The sequence below is a fragment of the Kitasatospora sp. NPDC022856 genome (genome assembly GCF_055561235.1).
This window is the reverse complement of record NZ_JBVHHE010000037.1, coordinates 1-18006: the sequence shown is the minus strand read 5'-3', so window position 1 is coordinate 18006 and position 18006 is coordinate 1. Positions and strand designations below refer to the sequence as shown.

Here is an 18006-nt window from a genome sequence, read left to right as displayed (position 1 = left end):
CGTCCGGCGGGTCCGCCCTGCGCAGCCGCCCGCGCTTTCCGGCCGATGTCGCCGCCGAACTCAAGGCGGCCGGCTGGCACCCCGGCCGCTGGCAGATCCGCCAGGCCGAGGAGTGGGCCGACGCCCTGGCGGCGTACGGCGGCCCGGCCGGCGTCGGTCACGCGGTGTTCCCGGCCGCGGTGGAGGCCTGGGCCGAGTTCGGCGGCCTCGCCTTCGACCTCGACGGCCCGGGGCGCCAGCTGGCCCGGACGCCCTTCCTGGTGGACCCGCTCTGCGGGCTCCACCAGCCGCGCACCCTGGCCGACCTCGGCCGCGCCCTGGACACCCGGCTCGCCCCGCTCGGCGAGGAGGCGTACGGCCAGGCCCTGCTGGCGGTGGACGAGGAGGGCCGGGTCTACAGCCTGGACCACACCGGGGAGTGGTTCCTCGGCCACGGCGTCGACCAGGCGATCAGCACCCTCGTCCTCGGTACCGCGCCCGAGCGGCTGCGCACCGCCGACGAGGGCTGAGCGCTCCGGCCCGGGCCGCGCCGGGCGAACGCCGCCCGGCCGGCGGCCTCACCCCAGCCGGTCGGCCCGGACGGCCAGCCTGGACGGCAGCACCGCCTCGACCCGGAAGCCCCCGTCCGCCTCCGGCCCCGCCGAGAAGGTGCCGCCCAGCGCGACCACCCGCTCCCGCATCCCGATCAGCCCGTTGCCCCCGCTGGGCAGCGCCGCCGCCGTCCGCTCGCCGCCCGGACAGGCGTTCACCACGCTGACCCGCACGCCGTTGGGCGCGTAGGCGAGCAGCACGGCGACCTGCGCGCCACCGGCGTGCTTGTGCGCGTTGGTCAGGCCTTCCTGGACCACCCGGTACGCGGTCTGCTCGGCCTCGGTGGTGAACTCCTGGCGGCTGCCGCTGACGGTCAGGGTGACGGCCATCCCGGCCGCCCTCGACTGGTCGACCAGCCGGGGCAGCGCGACCAGCGAGTCCGGCTCCGGCGCGCTGTCGTCCGACATCCGCAGCACCCCGAGGATCTCGCGCAGTTCGTTCAGCGCCTGCCGACCGACCTCCCCCATCAGCTTGGCGCTCTGGGCCGCCCTCTCCGGGTCCTTCGCCACGATCCGCTCCAGCGCCCCGGCGTGCACCACCATCAGCGACACCCGGTGGGCCACCACGTCGTGCATCTCCCGGGCGATCCTGGTCCGCTCCTCCAGCCGGGCCCGGCGGGCACGCTCGCGGGCCTGCTCGGCCAGCAGGTCCAGCTCGGTCTCCAGGCCGTGCGCGCGGTCCTTGAGCGACTCGATCAGCCGCCGCCGCGCGCCCACGTACAGGCCGGTGACCACCGGCGGCACGGTCAGGCCGACGGCCACCAGCACCGACAGCAGCACCTGCCCCCAGAGCGGCGGCTGCTCCACCGTCAGGTCGGAGGGGGTGAGCATGGACACCAGCATCACGCCGACCGCCTCGGCGAAGGCCAGAGCGGACAGCGCCACCACCCGCCGGCGCCGGCTCGGCCACTCCCAGGTCTCCGCGAGCGTGTAGAGCGACACCGTCAGCAGCACCACGCCCAGCATCCCGGGCATCGCCACCAGGGCCACCAGCACCGGCACCGCCGGCCAGCGCCGCCGCAGCACCAGCGTGGCGCCGGCCGCCGCGCCGAACAGCGCGACCCCGACGATGGCCACCACGCCCAGGTGGACCCGGGGCGCCAGGAAGGCGACCGCGCTGGCCGCGCACTCCAGCGCCGCCAGCGCCGCCAGCCCGATGTCCAGGAGAGCGCTGCGCCGGCGCTCCCACCACCAGAACGACCGGTCCCGCTCGCGCTCCCCAGGCGACTTGCTCATAGCCCCACAGCCTAAGCGTGAACCCCGACCCGTCCCCACCCGGTTCCGCCCCGACACCCGGGCGGGCCTTCAAGTGGTCCAGACCACCTGAACCGGCTGTGATCTTGTCCGCCATCCGGCCACCTCGCGGACAGCAACCGCCCCGACACCTATGCTGGGTCGCGTCGGACAGCGCGGTCCGCACGCGTCACACCCGCCACACGTGTGCGGAGCTGTGACGATGAGCCGTTGCCGAACCCCACCACCACAGGGAGCCAGCCGTGACCGCTCCGGTCCCCACCCCGGCGGACAGCCCCAGCCGTGTCGGCCCCGCCGGCGCCGACGCCGACAACACAGCCCTGCGCGCGGACATCCGCCGCCTCGGCGACCTCCTCGGCGAGACGCTGGTCCGCCAGGAGGGCCCCCAGCTGCTGGGCCTGGTCGAACAGGTCCGCCTGCTGAGCCGCACCGACGGCGAGGCCACCGCCGAACTGCTCTCCGACATCGACCTGGACACCGCCGCCAAGCTGGTCCGCGCGTTCTCCACCTACTTCCACCTCGCCAACGTCACCGAGCAGGTGCACCGCGGCCGGGAGCTGGCCACCCGCCGCGCCCGCGAGGGCTCGCTGCTCGCCCAGACCGCGGACCAGCTCGGCGAGGCGGACCCGAAGCACCTCGCGAACACCCTGGCCCACCTGGCCGTCCGCCCGGTCTTCACCGCCCACCCCACCGAGGCCGCCCGCCGCAGCGTCCTCAACAAGCTCCGCCGGATCGGCGAGCTGCTCGACCGGATCCACCGCGAGCAGATCGCCGCCGGCCTCTCGCACGCCGACCAGGCCCGCACCACCTCCGCCAAGCGGCAGGCCGACCGCCGCCTCGCCGAGGTCATCGACCTGCTCTGGCAGACCGACGAGCTGCGGATCGCCCGCCCGGAGCCGACCGACGAGGCCCGCAACGCCGTCTACTACCTGGACGAGCTCTACCGCGAGGCCGTACCCGAGGTCCTGGAGGAGCTGCACGAGGAGCTCGCCCGGGTCGGCCTCACCCTGCCCGACGGCGTCCGCCCGCTCACCTTCGGCACCTGGATCGGCGGCGACCGCGACGGCAACCCGAACGTCACCCCGCAGGTCACCTGGGACGTCCTGAACCTCCAGCACGAGTACGGCATCAAGGACGCCCTGGCGGCCGTCGACGACCTGCGCAACTCGCTCTCCACCTCCGAGCGCCTGGCCGGCGCCTCGGCCGAGCTGGTCGCCTCGCTCCACGCCGACCTGGACGTGCTCCCCGAGCTCAGCCCGCGCTACAAGCGGATGAACGCCGAGGAGCCCTACCGCCTCAAGGCCACCTGCGTCCGGCTCAAGCTGGAGAACACCCGCGAGCGGCTCGCCCAGGGCACCCCGCACGTCGCGGGCCGCGACTACCTCGGCACCCGCGAGCTCGTCGCCGACCTCCGGCTGATCCAGGAGTCGCTCCGCTCCCACCGCGGCGGCCTGATCGCCGACGGGCGGCTCGCCCGCGCCATCCGCACCATCGAGGCCTTCGGCCTCCAGCTCGCCACCATGGACGTCCGCGAGCACGCCGAGGCCCACCACCACGCGCTCGGCCAGCTCTTCGACCGGCTCGGCGAGGAGGCCTGGCGCTACGCGGACATGCCCCGCGAGTACCGGCAGAAGCTGCTCGCCAAGGAGCTCCGCTCGCGCCGCCCGCTCGCGCCCACCCCGGCCCCGCTGGACGCCGCGGGCACCAAGACCCTCGGCGTCTTCAACACCATCCGCGAGGGCTTCGAGCGGTTCGGCGACGAGATCGTCGAGAGCTACATCATCTCGATGTGCCAGGGCGCCGACGACGTGTTCGCCGCCACCGTGCTGGCCCGCGAGGCCGGTCTGATCGACCTGCACGCCGGTATCGCCAAGATCGGCATCGTGCCGCTGCTGGAGACCACCGACGAACTCCAGGAGGCCGACCGGATCCTGGACGAGATGCTCTCCGACCCCTCCTACCGGCTGCTCGTCTCGCTGCGCGGCGACGTCCAGGAGGTCATGCTCGGCTACTCCGACTCCTCCAAGTTCGGCGGCATCACCACCTCCCAGTGGGAGATCCACCGCGCCCAGCGCCGGCTGCGCGACGTCGCCCACCGCTACGGGATCCGGCTGCGGCTCTTCCACGGCCGCGGCGGCACCGTCGGCCGCGGCGGCGGCCCCTCGCACGAGGCCATCCTGGCCCAGCCCTGGGGCACCCTGGAGGGCGAGATCAAGGTCACCGAGCAGGGTGAGGTGATCTCCGACAAGTACCTGCTGCCGTCGCTGGCCCGGGAGAACCTGGAACTGACCATCTCGGCCACCCTGTCCGCCTCGGCGCTGCACACCGCCCCGCGCCAGGCCCCCGAGGAGCTGGCCCGCTGGGACGCCGCGATGGACCAGGTCTCGGCGGCCGCGCACACCGCGTACCGCGCCCTGGTCGAGCAGGAGGACCTGCCGAAGTACTTCTTCGCGGCCACCCCGGTCGACCAGCTCGCCTCGCTGCACCTGGGCTCCCGGCCGTCCCGCCGCCCCGACTCGGGCGCGGGCCTGGACGGCCTGCGCGCCATCCCGTGGGTGTTCGGCTGGACCCAGTCCCGCCAGATCGTGCCCGGCTGGTTCGGCGTCGGCGCCGGCCTCGCCGCCGCCCGCGAGGCGGGTCTCGGGGACGTCCTGGACGAGATGTACGGCCAGTGGCACTTCTTCCGCAACTTCCTGTCCAACGTCGCCATGACGCTGGCCAAGACCGACCTGCGGATCGCCCGCCACTACGTCGAGCAGCTGGTGCCCGCCGAGCTGCACCACATCTTCGACCAGATCACCGCCGAGCACGAGCTGACCCTGCGCGAGGTGCTCCGCCTCACCGGGGAGAGCGAACTGCTGGAGCACAACCCGGTGCTGAAGCAGACCTTCACCGTCCGCGACGCCTACCTCGACCCGATCTCCTACCTCCAGGTCGCGTTGCTGCGCCGCCAGCGCGAGGAGGCCTCCACCGGCCGCCCGGAGGACCCGCTGCGGGCCCGCGCCCTGCTGCTGACCGTGAACGGCATCGCCGCCGGCCTGCGCAACACCGGCTGACCGGCGCCCGGCACCGCAAGGGCCCGGTGCCGCCCCCTCGGTCGAGGGGGCGGCACCGGGCCCTTCGCGTCACACCGGTCGTACCGTCGTCACTCCACCGGATCGCCCGCGCGCCGGCGCTTCAGCCAGAGGGCCGCGCCGCCCGCCGCCACGACCAGGCCGCCGCCGACGGCCAGCAGGCCCGCGTCACCGCCGACCGAGCCGCCCAGTACCGGCCCGAACTGGGCCGCCGCGGGATCCTGGGACACCACACCGGGATCGGGGTCCGCCACCGTCTCCGCGTGGGCCACGCCACCGCCCGAGAGCAGCACGCCGGCCGCCCCCAGCGCACCGGCCGTGCCGACCTTGCGGCCGAGCTTCCTCAGCCGTACCACCCGAACCCGCCGCAGGCGCCGGACCGGCCGCAAACTCCGCATCGAGAACTCCCCAGGACCCGTTCGCGTACGGGCCCGACGCTATCCGATCCGGCACGGGTTTCTCACACCCATTCAGGTTTGGGCGGCCAAGCGTTGTACGACTGTTGCCCAGCCGCCCCGCCCACCGCGGCGGGCGGGCGGGGATCCGCTCCCTTGCCGAACAACCGTCCTGACGCCGGATCAGGAGTGGTAGACGCCCTGGGCCCGCTCCAGGCCGTCGGTGAGCAGTGCCTCCACGGCGTCCGCCGAGCGGTCCACGAACCACTCCAGCTCCTTGCGCTCGGTGGCGGAGAAGTCCTTCAGGACGAAGTCCGCGACCTCCATCCGGCCCGGCGGGCGGCCGATCCCGCAGCGCACCCGGTAGTACTCCGGGCCCAGCGACTTGGTGATCGACTTCAGCCCGTTGTGGCCGTTGTCGCCGCCGCCGAGCTTCAGCCGCAGCGTCGCGTAGTCGATGTCCAGCTCGTCGTGGACGGCCACCAGGGCCGAGGCCGGCGTCTTGTAGAAGTCCCGCAGGGCGGTCACCGGCCCGCCCGAGAGGTTCATGAAGGTCATCGGCTTGGCCAGCACCACCCGCCGGCCCGCCAGCCGGCCCTCGGCCACCTGCGCGCGGCTCTTGTGCGCCTTGAACCTGGCACCCATCCGCTGCGCCAGCAGGTCCACCACCATGAAGCCGATGTTGTGCCGGTTCCGGGCGTACTGCTCCCCCGGATTGCCCAGCCCGGCCACCAGCCAGGGGCCCTCGTACGCGTCCTCGCTCATCGCATCGCTCCTCGTGCTCTCGCTCGTCGACATCATCCCGGACACACCGCTGCCCCGGCCGCTCCAGTACGGAGCGGCCGGGGCAGCGGTCAGACGGTGCGGGAGGCTCAGGCCTCGGCGCCGGCCTCGGCGGCCTCGGCGTCGGCGTCGGCCTGCGAGGCCTGGGCGCCGATGACCTGCAGCACGACGGTGTCGGCCTCGACGGCCAGCGTGGTGCCCTTGGGCAGCGAGATGTCACCGGCGGTGATCGAGGCACCGGCCTCCAGGCCCTCGACCGAGACGGTCACGGACTCGGGCAGGTGGGTGGCCTCGGCCTCGATCGGCAGCGCGTTGAGGACGTGCTCCAGCAGGTTGCCGCCGGGGGCCAGCTCGCCCTCGGTGAGGACGGGGATCTCGACGGTGACCTTCTCGCCGCGCTTCACGAGGAGCAGGTCGACGTGCTCGATGGTGCGCTTGATGGCCTGGCGCTGGATGGCCTTCGGCAGGACGTACTCGTCCTTGCCCTCGATCGGAACGACCAGCAGGGCGTTCGGGGTCTTGAGGGCCATCATCAGGTCGTGGCCGGGCAGGTTCAGGTGAACCGGGGCGTGGCCGTGGCCGTAGACGACACCGGGGACCAGGCCGGCACGGCGGGCCCGGCGGGCAGCGCCCTTACCGAACTCGGAACGGGTCTCAGCGGCGATGCGGATCTCGGACACGACTGCACTCCTCGTGAAAACTGGCGCGGGGGTGCAGGCAACGCGAAAAACCGCCGGGACCACACCCACAGTACGTTCGGGGGTCACTCGGCGGCGTACGACCTCTGCCAACGGCCGGAAGAACCGGCCCCAGCAGCGCGTCGATCACGGAGCACGGGCACCCGACGAGCAGGCACACGGCATCCCTCGCCGAGCATTTTCACGAGTCTAACCGCACCGGTGCCCTCCGACGAAATCGACGGCGGCCCCGGCCCTTTGAGGACCGGGGCCGCCTGCGCGGGCTTCGTCAGTGCACGCCCTCGAACAGGCTGGTGACCGAGCCGTCCTCGAACACCTCGCGGATCGCGGCGGCGATCGACGGGGCGATCGACAGCGTGGTGATCTTGTCCAGCTGGAGCTCGGCCGGGGTCGGCAGGGTGTTCGTGAACACGAACTCGCTGACCCGGGAGTTCTTCAGACGGTCCGCGGCCGGACCGGAGAGCACGCCGTGCGTGGCGGCCACGATCACGTCCGCGGCGCCGTTCTCGAACAGCGCGTCGGCCGCGGCGCAGATGGTGCCGGCGGTGTCGATCATGTCGTCGACCAGGACGCAGACCCGGCCCTTGACGTCACCGACCACCTCGGCGGACAGGATGGTGTTGGCCTGGGTCATGTCGCGGCGCTTGTGGATGATCGCCAGCGGCGCGCCCAGACGGTCCGACCACTGGTCGGCGACCTTCACCCGGCCGGCGTCCGGGGACACCACGGTGAGGCGGTCGCGGTCGACCTTGTCGCCCACGTAGTCCGCCAGCAGCGGCAGCGCGAACAGGTGGTCCACCGGACCGGAGAAGAAGCCCTGGATCTGCGCGGTGTGCAGGTCCACCGCCATGATCCGGTCCGCGCCGGCGCTGGCCAGCAGGTCCGCGATCAGGCGGGCCGAGATGGGCTCGCGGCCCAGGTGCTTCTTGTCCTGGCGGGCGTACCCGTAGAACGGCAGGATCGCGGTGATGCTCCGGGCCGAGGCCCGCTTCAGAGCATCGATCATGATCAGCTGTTCCATGATCCACTGGTTGATGGGAGCCGTGTGGCTCTGCATCACGAAGCAGTCCGCACCGCGCGCGGAGTCCAGGAAGCGGACGTAGATCTCACCGTTGGCGAAGTCCAGGGCCTTGGTCGGGACCAGCTCGGTCCCGAGCGCCTCGGCCACCTCCCTCGCCAGCTCAGGGTGGGCACGGCCGGAGAAGAGCTTGAGTTTCTTCTCACCCGACGTCGTGATCCCGCTCACTGCACCGTCTCCTCGCGTTGCTGACGCTGAACCCGTCCGCACCGCAGGCAGGCACGAGCCCGCTGGCGATAGGGGTCGGGGAAATGTCGGTACGCCTGGACACGGGCGGTAAGCCCAGTGGCGCACGTATGTCCCCAAGGTTACGCGCCCGTGCGGAAACCGTCCGCCCCGGGACCGCCCCTCGGACTCCCACCCGGCCCGTCAGACCTCCGCGGCCCCGTCCGTCGCGGCAGCCGCGGCCTGCGCCGATGCGGTCCCGGGGCGCTTGCGCTCCACCCAGCCCGCGATGTTGCGCTGCTGCGCCCGGCTCACGCCCAGCGCGCCGGGCGGAACGTCGCCGGTGATCACCGAGCCGGCCCCGGTGTAGGCGCCGTCGCCGACCGTCACCGGGGCGATGAACATGTTGTCCGAGCCGGTCCGGCAGTGCGCCCCGATCACCGTGCGGTGCTTGTTCACCCCGTCGTAGTTCACCGTGACGGAGGCCGCGCCGATGTTGCTGCCCTCGCCGATGGTGGCGTCCCCGATGTAGGACAGGTGCGGCACCTTGGCGCCCTCGCCCAGCTCCGAGTTCTTCACCTCGACGTAGGTGCCGACCTTCGCCTTGCGCCCGAGCCTCGCCCCCGGCCGCAGGTAGGCGTACGGGCCGGCGGTGGCGAAGTCGCCCACCTCGGCGCCGTCCGCCGTGGTGTTGCTCACACGCGCGCCGGCGCCGATCCGGGTGTCCTTGAGCGTCGAGTTCGGGCCCACCTCGCAGCCCTCGCCCAGATGGGTGAGGCCCTGCAGCTGGGTGCCCGGCAGGACGACCGCGTCCGGCTCGTAGGACACCTGGACGTCGAACCAGGTGGTCGCCGGGTCCACCACCGTGACGCCGGCGCGCATCGCCCGCTCCAGCAGGCGGTCGTTCAGCAGGCGCCGGGCCTGGGCCAGCTGCACCCGGTCGTTGATGCCGAGGATGTCGCGGTAGTCCGCGGCCACCACGGCGCCGACCCGGTGGCCGGCCGTCCGCAGGATCTCCAGGGTGTCGGTGAGGTACTCCTCGCCCTGGACGTTGTCGGTGGTGACCCGGGACAGCGCCTCGGCCAGCAGCTTGGCGTCGAAGGCGAAGACCCCGGAGTTGATCTCGTCGACCGCCCGCTGGGCGTCCGAGGCGTCCTTCTCCTCGACGATCGAGGCGACGGCGCCGTCCGCCTCGTCCCGCAGGATCCGCCCGTAGCCGAACGGGTCCGGGACGACGGCCGTCAGGACGGTGACGCCGTTGCCCTGTTCGGCGTGCGCGCCGGCGAGGGCCGCCAGCGTCGCGCCGGTCAGCAGCGGCGCGTCCCCGGTGGTGACGATCACCGTGCCGTCCAGCTCCACGCCGTCGGCCGCCAGGGCCTCCAACGCGGTGCGGACGGCGTGCCCGGTGCCCTTCTGCTCCTCCTGCACCACGGCGCGCGCCGCCGGGTAGTGCGCCCCCAGGTGCTCCTGCACCTTCTCCCGCATGTGCCCGACCACGACGACCAGCTGCTGCGGGGTCAACTCCTGTGCTGCCGCGACCGCATGGCCCACCAGCGACCGCCCGCAGACCTCGTGCAGCACCTTGGGCAGGCTGTTCGACTTCATCCTGGTCCCGCCACCGGCGGCAAGCACGACAACGGCGGCAGGCGAATTGGCACTCACGGGGGGAGGCTCCTCAGTCGGTTCACAGAGAGGGCAGTGCAGCCCGGCCGGGACCCAGGCCGGTCGCCTTCGCACAGTCCGCCGAGCAGCCCCGACAATACCGGGGGGCGGGGGATGCGCCCGAAACAGAGCGCCCGCTGGCTCCGCCGCTAGGATTCGAACCCAGACAAAGGCCTCCAAAGGGCCCTGTGCTGCCATTACACCACGGCGGATCGATCATCAACTCGCAGCGCCCGAGGCGCTCCGACACAGCCTAAGGGTTGCGGCCGCATAGCTCCACCACCCCGGCGCGGCCGGCCCGGCCCGCGCGGATCCCGGGCGTTGTCCATCCAGTCGGGTGAAATACGCCGAGCCGCCCGCGACCACGTATTCCCCTGACGGCCGAACGCAACCTACGATGCCGTAGGTTACGCAGACGTAACCTCCACCCCGCCCTCAAGGGACACCCATGACCATCCAGGCCGGCGAGGCGCGCGCCGATACCGCGCACTCCATCGATCCCGCCCCGACCCTGCTCTCCGCCACCCGCGGCGGGGAGAACCAGGGCCTCGCCGAGCGGGTCGCGCTCGGGTTGTTCATCGCCGTGCCGTTCGCCGCCCTGCTGGCGGCCGTGCCGGTGGCCTGGGGCTGGGGCCTGGGGTGGACCGATCTCGCGATCGCCACCGTCATGTACTTCCTCACCTGCCACGGCATCACGATCGGCTACCACCGCTACTTCACCCACGGCTCCTTCAAGGCCAACCGGGCCCTGCGGATCGCCCTCGCGGTGGCCGGGTCGCTGGCCATCGAGGGCCCGCTGGTCCGCTGGGTGGCCGACCACCGCAAGCACCACCGGTACAGCGACAAGGACGGCGACCCGCACTCGCCGTGGCGCTACGGCGAGACCGTCCCGGCCCTGCTCAAGGGCCTCTGGTGGGCGCACATGGGCTGGCTCTTCGACGAGGAGCAGACCCCGCAGCTCAAGTACGCGCCGGACCTCGTGGACGATCCGGCCATAAGGCGGATCTCCCGGCTGTTCTGGCTCTGGACCTCGCTCTCGATGCTGATCCCGCCGCTGGTCGGCGGGCTGGTCACGCTCTCCTGGCAGGGTGCGCTCTCCGCCTTCTTCTGGGGTTCACTGGTCCGGGTCGCCCTGCTGCACCACGTCACCTGGTCGATCAACTCGATCTGCCACGCGCTCGGCAACCGCCCGTTCCGCTCCCGCGACCGCTCCGGGAACGTCTGGTGGCTGGCGGTGCTCTCCTGCGGCGAGTCCTGGCACAACCTGCACCACGCGGACCCGACCTCGGCCCGGCACGGCGTGCTGCGCGGGCAGGTCGACTCCTCGGCCCGGCTGATCCGCTGGTTCGAGCTGGCCGGCTGGGCCCGGGACGTCCGCTGGCCGGACGCGCAGCGGATCGCCGCCCGCCGCGCCGCATGAGGGCTCGCCTGCAGCATGATGTAGGGGTGAACGGGAGCAGCGCAGACAGCACAGGCGGCCACGAGAGCCCGCGGACGGACGCCGCACCCGATCCGGTGCAGGCCCGTCCGCGTGCCGCTGCCCCGGCGGGCGCCGCCGCGCCCGCGGGCCGCCGCCGCAGCGGCCGGGTGCGGATGACCGGGAAGCAGCGGCGGGAGCAGCTGCTGGAGATCGGCCGGTCGGTGTTCGCGGAGCGCGGCTACGACGGCACCTCGGTCGAGGAGATCGCCGAGCGGGCCGGGGTCTCCAAGCCGGTGGTGTACGAGCACTTCGGCGGCAAGGAGGGGCTCTACGCGGTGGTCGTGGACCGCGAGATGCAGCTGCTGCTGGACATGGTGACGGGGGCGCTGACCGGCGGGCACTCGCGGGAGCTGCTGGAGCAGGCGGCGTTCGCGCTGATGGACTACATCGACACGTCCACGGACGGCTTCAAGATCCTGGTCCGGGACTCCCCGGTGGCCCAGTCGACCGGCACCTTCGCCTCGCTGATCAGCGACATCGCGACGCAGGTCGAGGACATCCTGGGCCTGGAGTTCAAGGCGCGGGGCTTCGACGCGCGCCTCGCCCCGATGTACTCGCAGATGCTGGTGGGCATGGTCGCGCTGACCGGCCAGTGGTGGCTGGAGGTGCGCAAGCCGCAGAAGGCCGAGGTCGCCGCCCATCTGGTGAACCTCGCCTGGCACGGCCTGGAGGGGATGGAGCGGCACCCCAAGCTGGTCGGCGACCGCAAGGCCTAGGCCCGGGCCGCCGCCGTCCGGCCGCTACCGCTTCACCCCGACGGCGAAGATCCGCCGGAACGGGAAGACCGTGCCGTACGGGCCGGCGGGGTAGGCCTCGCGGAGCAGGGCGCCGTACTCGGCGAGGAAGGCCGCCCGCTCGGCCGGGTCGGTGAGCCGGGTCAGCACCGGCCGCAGGGCGGTGCCCTTGACCCACTCCAGGACCGGGTCCGCGCCGGGGAGCAGGGTGCTGTAGGTGGTCTCCCAGACGTCGGCGGCGCAGCCGGCCCCGGCCAGGGCCGCCAGGTAGGCGCCGGGTCCGTGGACGCCGGCCCGGGTGGCGCCCTCGCCCAGGGCGTCCCGCCAGCGGGGGCTGCGGCGGAGCCCGGCGAGCAGGGTGTGGCTGGGCGAGTCGAAGTTGCCGGGCACCTGGAAGGCGATCACGCCGCCCGGCTCCAGCGCCGCCGCCCAGCGGGGCAGCAGGTCGAGGTGTCCGGCGGGGCCGGCGGCCCCGTGCTCCGGGGTGAAGCCGATCCACTGCAGCGCCGCGTTGGAGACGATCAGGTCCGGTGCGGCCGGGGCCGGGTCGTAGCCGCGGGCGTCGGCGAGCAGGTAGTCCGCGGTGGGCTCGCCCTCGGCGCGGGCGGTGGCGAGCATCTCGGCGGAGTTGTCGAGGCCGGTGATCCGGGCTCCGGGCCAGCGTTCGCGCAGGACGGCGGTGGAGTTGCCGGGGCCGCAGCCGATGTCCAGGATCCTGGCGGCCGGTTCGTGCGGGAGGACGGGGACGCGGGCGAGCAGGTCGCGCAGCGGGCGGGTCCGTTCGTCGGCGAAGCGCAGGTACTGCTCCGGGTCCCAGACGGGGGTGCTCATGGTCGACCTCGCAAGTATCTCGACATCAAGATATCCAGTCGCAGGTTCCACGTTACATTTCTCGATGTCAAGAGACTTCACATCGACACATCCCCCGATACACTGATCGTCATGGAGGACGAGGTCGACCGCCTGGTCGCAGCATGGCGCCGAGAGCGCCCCGACCTCGACGTGGAACCACTTGAGGTGCTCAGCCGGGTCAGCCGACTCGCCCGGCACCTCGACCGCGCCCGCCGGACGGCCTTCGCCGAGCACGGCCTGGAGCCCTGGGAGTTCGACGTCCTGACCGCGCTGCGGCGCGCCGGCTCCCCCTACCAGCTCTCCCCCGGCCAGCTGCTCACCCAGACCCTGGTCACCTCCGGCACCATGACCAACCGGATCGACCGGCTCACCGGCAAGGGCCTGGTCAAGCGCCTGCCCGACCCGGACGACCGGCGCGGCGTGCTGGTCCGGCTCACCGAGGACGGCCGCGACCGGGCCGACCAGGCGCTCGCCGGGCTGCTGGCCCACGAACGCGAGCTGCTGGCCCAGCTCACCGGCACCCAGCAGGGCGAACTCGCCGGACTGCTGCGGCAGCTGGTCGCCCCCTTCGACAACATCCCGAGCTGACCGCCGCCCGGTCCGCCGTCAGAAGCCGTCCGGGTACGGGGAACTGAGCGCGGGCACCGGGACCGGCTCGGCCTCCGCGGTGCGGTAGCCGGGCAGCAGCTCGGCCAGCCGCCGGCGCACCTCCCCGTCGCTGTTGCCGACCGCCGCCGCGTACAGGCCCGTCAGACCGCCCGCGAGGTCCTCGGGGCCGCCGCCGCACCCGGCCACGGTCGCGTAGATCCGGGCGTGCGCGGTGGGCAGCCGCTCCTCGCCCTCCGAGAACAGCGCCTCGTTCAGCTTCTCGCCCGCCCGCAGCCCGGTGAAGCGGATCTCCACCTCGTCCCGGCCCAGTTGCACCTGCTCGGCGAAGTTGTGGACCAGGTCGACGATCCGCACCGGATCGCCCATGTCGAGCACGAACACCTCACCGCCGCGGGCCATCCGGCCGGACTCCAGCACCAGACCGACGGCCTCCTCGATGGTCATGAAGAACCGCGTCACATCGGGGTGGGTGATGGTCACCGGGACGCCGCTGCGCAGCTGCTCGGCCAGCACCGACAGCAGCGAACCACGCGAGCCCAGCACGTTGCCGAACCGGACCGCCGAGAACACCCCGGTGCCCAGGTTGCGCGCGTCCCGGGCGTTCGCCTGCACGATCAGCTCGGCCAGCCGCTTGCTGGCGCCGAGCACCGAGGTCGGATCGGCCGCCTTGTCGGTGGAGATCAGCACGAACCGCTCGACACCGGTGGCCAGCGCCGCCTCCACCAGGTGGTCGGTGCCCAGCACGTTGGACTTGACCGCCTCGCTGGGGTGACGCTCCAGCAGCGGAAGGTGCTTGTGCGCGGCCGCGTGGAAGACCACCTCGGGCTTCAGATCGCGGAAGATCTGCTGGATCCGCGGCCGGTCCCGGATGTCCGCGATCACCAGGGACTCGTCGGTCAGCAGCGCCTCACCCCAGATCTCCAGCTGGAGCCGGTGCAGGTTGGACTCGTCGTGGTCCAGCATGTAGAGCGCGCTCGGATTGAACGCGTGGACCTGGCGGCAGAGTTCGCTGCCGATCGAGCCGCCGGCCCCGGTCACCAGCACCCGGCGGCCCTCGATCACGTCCCGCACGTCGGCGGAGACCACGTGCACCTCGCGCCGCCCGATCAGCCGGTTGACGTCCAGGCTGCGCATGTCCGAGCCGACCACCTCGCGGCGCAGCGCGGCCAGGAAGGACGGCAGGTAGCGGACGGCGGCGCCGGCCGCGGCGGCGGCGGCCGCGAGCCCCCGGACCCGCTGCGGGGCCAGGCCGGGGATGGCGAGCGCGACCACCTGGACGCGGTGGCGGACGGCGAGCTCGGTGAGCTCGGCGAGGGTCCCGAGGACGGGGACGCCGCCCACGACCCGGCCCGCCTTGGCCGGGTCGTCGTCGAGCAGGCCGATCGGGTCGAGGCCGAACTCCGGTGTCCGGCCGAGGTCGCGGACCAGCGCCGTCCCGGCCGCACCGGCTCCGACGATCAGCGTGCGCAGGCCCGTCGGCGGTGTCGCGGCCGCGGTGGCCGCGGCCGGCGAAGGGGCCTCCCTGCCCCCGCTCGGGCCGGACCGGGCTGCGTGCGGGCGTGCGGAAGTGCTGTGCGGCGACATCTGTCCTCCGGATTTCCCTGACCTGACGGACCTGAGCCGGTACCTGGGTGTGACGGGCGGATCAGCCGGCGCCGGGAGCTGTGGTCGAGGCGACGGACGGCGGGGCAGTGGGCGCGGCCGGCTCGGAGGGGCTGACGCCCGCCCGCCGGGCGACCGCGACGGCGGCCAGGGTGGAGTGCACCCCGAGCTTGCCGAGGACGTTCTGCATGTGGGTGCGCACGGTGTGCGGGGAGAGGTAGAGCCGTTCGGCGACGGCCTGCCGGCCCAGGCCGGCCACCATGCAGCGCAGGATCTGCTTCTCCCGGGGGGTGAGCGTGTCGACCAGGCGCTCGCTCTCGGTGCGGTCCCGCCGGGCGGTGGTGAGCTCCCGGATGACACCGGTCAGCAGGGCGGGCGGCAGGTGCGTCTCGTCGCGCAGCACGCCCCGGACCACGGCCAGCAGGCGGGCCAGCGAACTCTCCTTGGCCACCCACCCGGTGGCGCCGGCGTGCAGGGCGCGGGCGGCGCGCAGCGGGTCGTCGGCGGCGGCCAGGACGATCGCCCGCAGCGCGGGATGGTGGCGGCGGACCCGGGCGAGCAGGGTGATCCCGTCGGGCGCCGGGGCGGCGTGGTACCGGTCGGGCGAATACGGCCCGGGCGGGTACGGGGCGGTCGAGCAGGCCGCGGCAGGGGCGCCGCGGGCCGGGACACCGGGGCCGGCGGGCGGCCCGGGTGCGGCGGCCGGGCGGCGGGGCGCGGGCAGCGTCACCGGCGGGCGCCGTCGCAGGGCCTCTGGCGGGTCGGCACCGGGCTGGCGCGGTGTGCGCGCTCCGTCGGCGTCGGCACCGAGGTCGGCATCGATCAGGACGACGTCGAAGGCCCGGCCCTCGGTGGCGGCACGCTCCAGGGCACGCTCGGCGGCGGCCGCGCTGCCGGCCGCGCCGACCTCCACGTCGGGCTCGGCGGCGAGCGCCGCAGCCAGCGCCTCGGCGAAGATCCGGTGGTCGTCGACCACCAGGACGCGGATCCGCCCCATCGTCACTCCCCCCTGTTCGGCCGAGCTGCGCCCGGGGCGCCGGCGCGGACCACCGCCGTGGCCCGGGTCCTGCTCCGCCGCCCACCCCCCGGCTCCCGGGAGGACCAAAGCACCGACCCCCACCGGTACCGGAATCAGCGTACGGGGTGGGGGGCGGCCCGGTGGGGGTTTGGTGAAGTTTCGCCAGGAGGTGCGGACTTGGCGTGATTCGGCGACGGCGGTGCCTCCCGGCGGGCGGCGGTGACCGGAGTGGTGGCGGCCCGGGCGACGCCGCGGAGGGGGCGGCCCGGGTGTCCCGGCGACCGGCGGCCGGTCAGGCGCCGTAGGGGCGGACGGCGCGGGCGTCCCGCAGCGCGTGGGCCCACCAGGTGAGCTGGTCGAGCATGCCCTTGGCGGCGCCGGTCGGGACGGTCGGGTCGACGGGCTCGCCGTCCTCCCCGAAGGCGCCCCAGACGCTGTGGAAGCTGACGGAGTCCCGGACGGTGACGGTGTGCAGCTCGGCGAAGATCAGCCGGAGCTGCTCGACCGCGCGCAGCCCGCCACCGAGGCCGCCGTACGAGACGAAGCCGACCGGCTTGGCCTGCCACTCGGCGCGGTGCCAGTCGATGGCGTTCTTCAGCACGGCGGGGAAGCTGTGGTTGTACTCGGGCGTGACCACCACGAACGCGTCGGCGGCGGCCAGCCGGGGCGAGAGCGCGGCGAGGCACTCGGCCTGCTCGGCCGTGGGCTCCTCGCCCAGGTGCGGCAGCGGATGGTCGGCCAGGTCGATGACATCGAGATCGAGATCGGCCCGCTGCCCGGCGGTGCGCACGAACCACTCGGCGACGGTGGGCGCGACGCGGCCCGGGCGGTTGCTGCCGACGATGACGGCGACGCGGTACGGGGTCTCGGACATGACGGTCTCCGGGAGTTGGTCTCTACGGTCACCGCCCGATCGGACGGCCCGTCAGGTAAAGTACAACGTTCGTGGCACTAGGTACAACGCTTATGGCAAACCTCTCGGGAGCCCCTCGATGACCGGTGAGAACGACACCCCTACCGCGCCCCGCCGAGGACTGTCCGAGAAGCGACAGGCCATCACCCGGGCCGCCCGGACGGTCTTCGGCCGGGACGGCTACTCCCGCGCCGGCATCGACGCCATCGCGGCCGAGGCGGGGGTGTCCACCCGCACCATCTACAACCACTTCGCCGGCAAGGAGCTGCTCTTCCGGACCGTCGTCCAGGAGAGCACCGGACAGGTCGGGAACGCCCAGCTGGAGGTCATCGACCGCCACCTGGCCAAGGTCACCGACCTGGAGTCGGACCTCGTCGCGCTGGGCCTGGCCTGGGTGGGATCGCTGACGGCCTTCTCCGACCACTTCGCGCTGGTCCGGCAGATCAACGCCGAGGCGGCACACCTCCCGAAGGACCTGCTGGAGGCCTGGCAGGCCGCCGGGCCGCTTCGGGCCGTGGTCGAACTCGGCTGGCGGTTCGGCGGGTTGGCCGACCGCGGACTGCTGGACGCCCCCGATCCGGAGCGCGCCGCGCAGCACTTCGTCCTGCTCGTCGGCAGCGAGATCACCCAGCGTTCCTACTGGGGGGCGTTCCCGCTCGCCCCGGCGGAGACCGAGGAGCTCGTCACCACCGGCGTGCGGGCCTTCCTGCGCGCCTATGCCGCGCGCCCGGCGCACTGACCACCGACAGACCGGCACACTGCTCGCGACGGGCGCACCGGCGAGCGGCGGGAACGGCGAAGCGCCGCCCCCGGGGCGGGGAGCGGCGCTTCGTTCACGGCACGGGCCGACGACCGCGGGCCGACGACCGCGGGCCGAGGCCTAGAGGCCGTTCTTCTCCAGGGTGAACTTCCAGGCGTCGGCGACGATGTCGTCGAGGTTGGGGCGCTTGGGGGTCCAGCCGAGCCTCTGGTGGGCGCGCTCGGCGGAGGCCACCAGGACGGCCGGGTCGCCGGCCCGGCGCTCGGCGGTGACCACCGGGATCTCGCGGCCGGTGACGCGCTTGACCGACTCGATGACCTCGCGGACCGAGAAGCCGCT

The 18006-nt window shown here is 73.4% G+C and carries 16 protein-coding genes, 1 tRNA gene and 1 pseudogene; 6 read left to right on the top strand and 12 right to left on the bottom strand.

All coding sequences use genetic code 11. From position 1 onward, the window contains the following. Window positions 1–17 precede the first annotated feature (17 nt). The gene (locus ACZ34W_RS31710; protein WP_329492226.1) at window positions 18–509 is read left to right on the top strand and encodes an SUKH-3 domain-containing protein; all 492 of its coding nucleotides are present in this window, start codon (window positions 18–20) and stop codon (window positions 507–509) included. A gap of 48 nt (window positions 510–557) precedes the next feature. Here the strand turns inward: ACZ34W_RS31710 and ACZ34W_RS31705 are convergent, their stop codons facing one another. Further along, complete coding sequence (locus ACZ34W_RS31705) at window positions 558–1826, bottom strand: sensor histidine kinase (RefSeq protein WP_329489322.1); 1269 nt, start codon at window positions 1824–1826, stop codon at window positions 558–560. Between the two features lie 260 nt (window positions 1827–2086). On the opposite strand from ACZ34W_RS31705, the gene ppc reads away from it, so the two are divergent. Then, complete coding sequence (ppc, locus tag ACZ34W_RS31700; protein ID WP_465608999.1) at window positions 2087–4900, top strand: phosphoenolpyruvate carboxylase; 2814 nt, start codon at window positions 2087–2089, stop codon at window positions 4898–4900. A gap of 89 nt (window positions 4901–4989) precedes the next feature. Here ppc and ACZ34W_RS31695 read toward each other — a convergent pair whose 3' ends face one another. The 6 genes from ACZ34W_RS31695 to ACZ34W_RS31670 form a co-directional block, all read right to left on the bottom strand. After that, complete coding sequence (locus ACZ34W_RS31695) at window positions 4990–5316, bottom strand: hypothetical protein (RefSeq protein ID WP_352290665.1); 327 nt, start codon at window positions 5314–5316, stop codon at window positions 4990–4992. 180 nt (window positions 5317–5496) lie between these two features. After that, a complete protein-coding gene (gene pth, locus ACZ34W_RS31690; RefSeq protein ID WP_329489320.1) occupies window positions 5497–6078 on the bottom strand; it encodes an aminoacyl-tRNA hydrolase in 582 nt (193 codons plus the stop codon). Between the two features lie 107 nt (window positions 6079–6185). Next, window positions 6186–6776, bottom strand: a complete 591-nt coding sequence (locus ACZ34W_RS31685; protein WP_329489319.1) for a 50S ribosomal protein L25/general stress protein Ctc — start codon at window positions 6774–6776, stop codon at window positions 6186–6188. Between the two features lie 286 nt (window positions 6777–7062). Continuing rightward, on the bottom strand, window positions 7063–8040 hold the full coding sequence (locus ACZ34W_RS31680) for a ribose-phosphate diphosphokinase (protein ID WP_329489318.1): 978 nt from the start codon (window positions 8038–8040) through the stop codon (window positions 7063–7065). A 201-nt stretch (window positions 8041–8241) separates the two neighbouring features. Next, entirely contained in the window at window positions 8242–9699 is a 1458-nt protein-coding gene (gene glmU / locus ACZ34W_RS31675; RefSeq protein ID WP_352290664.1) for a bifunctional UDP-N-acetylglucosamine diphosphorylase/glucosamine-1-phosphate N-acetyltransferase GlmU, read from the bottom strand. A 138-nt stretch (window positions 9700–9837) separates the two neighbouring features. After that, a tRNA-Gln gene (locus ACZ34W_RS31670) sits at window positions 9838–9911 on the bottom strand. A gap of 236 nt (window positions 9912–10147) precedes the next feature. Between ACZ34W_RS31670 and ACZ34W_RS31665 the strand changes: the two genes are divergently transcribed. Both ACZ34W_RS31665 and ACZ34W_RS31660 read left to right on the top strand, forming a co-directional pair. Next, the gene (locus tag ACZ34W_RS31665; protein WP_329489316.1) at window positions 10148–11119 is read left to right on the top strand and encodes an acyl-CoA desaturase; all 972 of its coding nucleotides are present in this window, start codon (window positions 10148–10150) and stop codon (window positions 11117–11119) included. 95 nt (window positions 11120–11214) lie between these two features. Next, window positions 11215–11895 (top strand): TetR/AcrR family transcriptional regulator, encoded by a 681-nt coding sequence (locus ACZ34W_RS31660; protein ID WP_329492224.1) that lies wholly within the window; start codon window positions 11215–11217, stop codon window positions 11893–11895. A 24-nt stretch (window positions 11896–11919) separates the two neighbouring features. Here ACZ34W_RS31660 and ACZ34W_RS31655 read toward each other — a convergent pair whose 3' ends face one another. Next, window positions 11920–12744, bottom strand: coding sequence for a methyltransferase domain-containing protein (locus ACZ34W_RS31655; protein ID WP_465608995.1), 825 nt, complete (start codon window positions 12742–12744; stop codon window positions 11920–11922). A 111-nt stretch (window positions 12745–12855) separates the two neighbouring features. Here ACZ34W_RS31655 and ACZ34W_RS31650 point away from each other — a divergent pair, with 111 nt between their 5' ends. Beyond that, window positions 12856–13353 carry a MarR family winged helix-turn-helix transcriptional regulator gene (locus ACZ34W_RS31650; RefSeq protein WP_329489314.1) on the top strand — a complete coding sequence of 166 codons (498 nt, stop codon included), beginning with the start codon at window positions 12856–12858 and terminating at the stop codon, window positions 13351–13353. Between the two features lie 18 nt (window positions 13354–13371). Here ACZ34W_RS31650 and ACZ34W_RS31645 read toward each other — a convergent pair whose 3' ends face one another. From ACZ34W_RS31645 to ACZ34W_RS31635, 3 genes are all read right to left on the bottom strand, one after another. Continuing rightward, window positions 13372–14958, bottom strand: a complete 1587-nt coding sequence (locus ACZ34W_RS31645) for a polysaccharide biosynthesis protein (protein WP_465608992.1) — start codon at window positions 14956–14958, stop codon at window positions 13372–13374. 61 nt (window positions 14959–15019) lie between these two features. Then, window positions 15020–15973, bottom strand: coding sequence for a LuxR C-terminal-related transcriptional regulator (locus ACZ34W_RS31640; protein ID WP_465608990.1), 954 nt, complete (start codon window positions 15971–15973; stop codon window positions 15020–15022). Window positions 15974–16286: 313 nt separating this feature from the next. After that, window positions 16287–16868, bottom strand: a complete 582-nt coding sequence (locus ACZ34W_RS31635) for an NADPH-dependent FMN reductase (protein WP_329489311.1) — start codon at window positions 16866–16868, stop codon at window positions 16287–16289. A 118-nt stretch (window positions 16869–16986) separates the two neighbouring features. Between ACZ34W_RS31635 and ACZ34W_RS31630 the strand changes: the two genes are divergently transcribed. Next, entirely contained in the window at window positions 16987–17646 is a 660-nt protein-coding gene (locus tag ACZ34W_RS31630; RefSeq protein WP_465608988.1) for a TetR/AcrR family transcriptional regulator, read from the top strand. Between the two features lie 141 nt (window positions 17647–17787). On the opposite strand, the pseudogene ACZ34W_RS31625 reads toward ACZ34W_RS31630, so the two are convergent. After that, window positions 17788–18006: pseudogene (locus tag ACZ34W_RS31625) on the bottom strand (UDP-glucose 4-epimerase GalE); the annotation flags it as partial.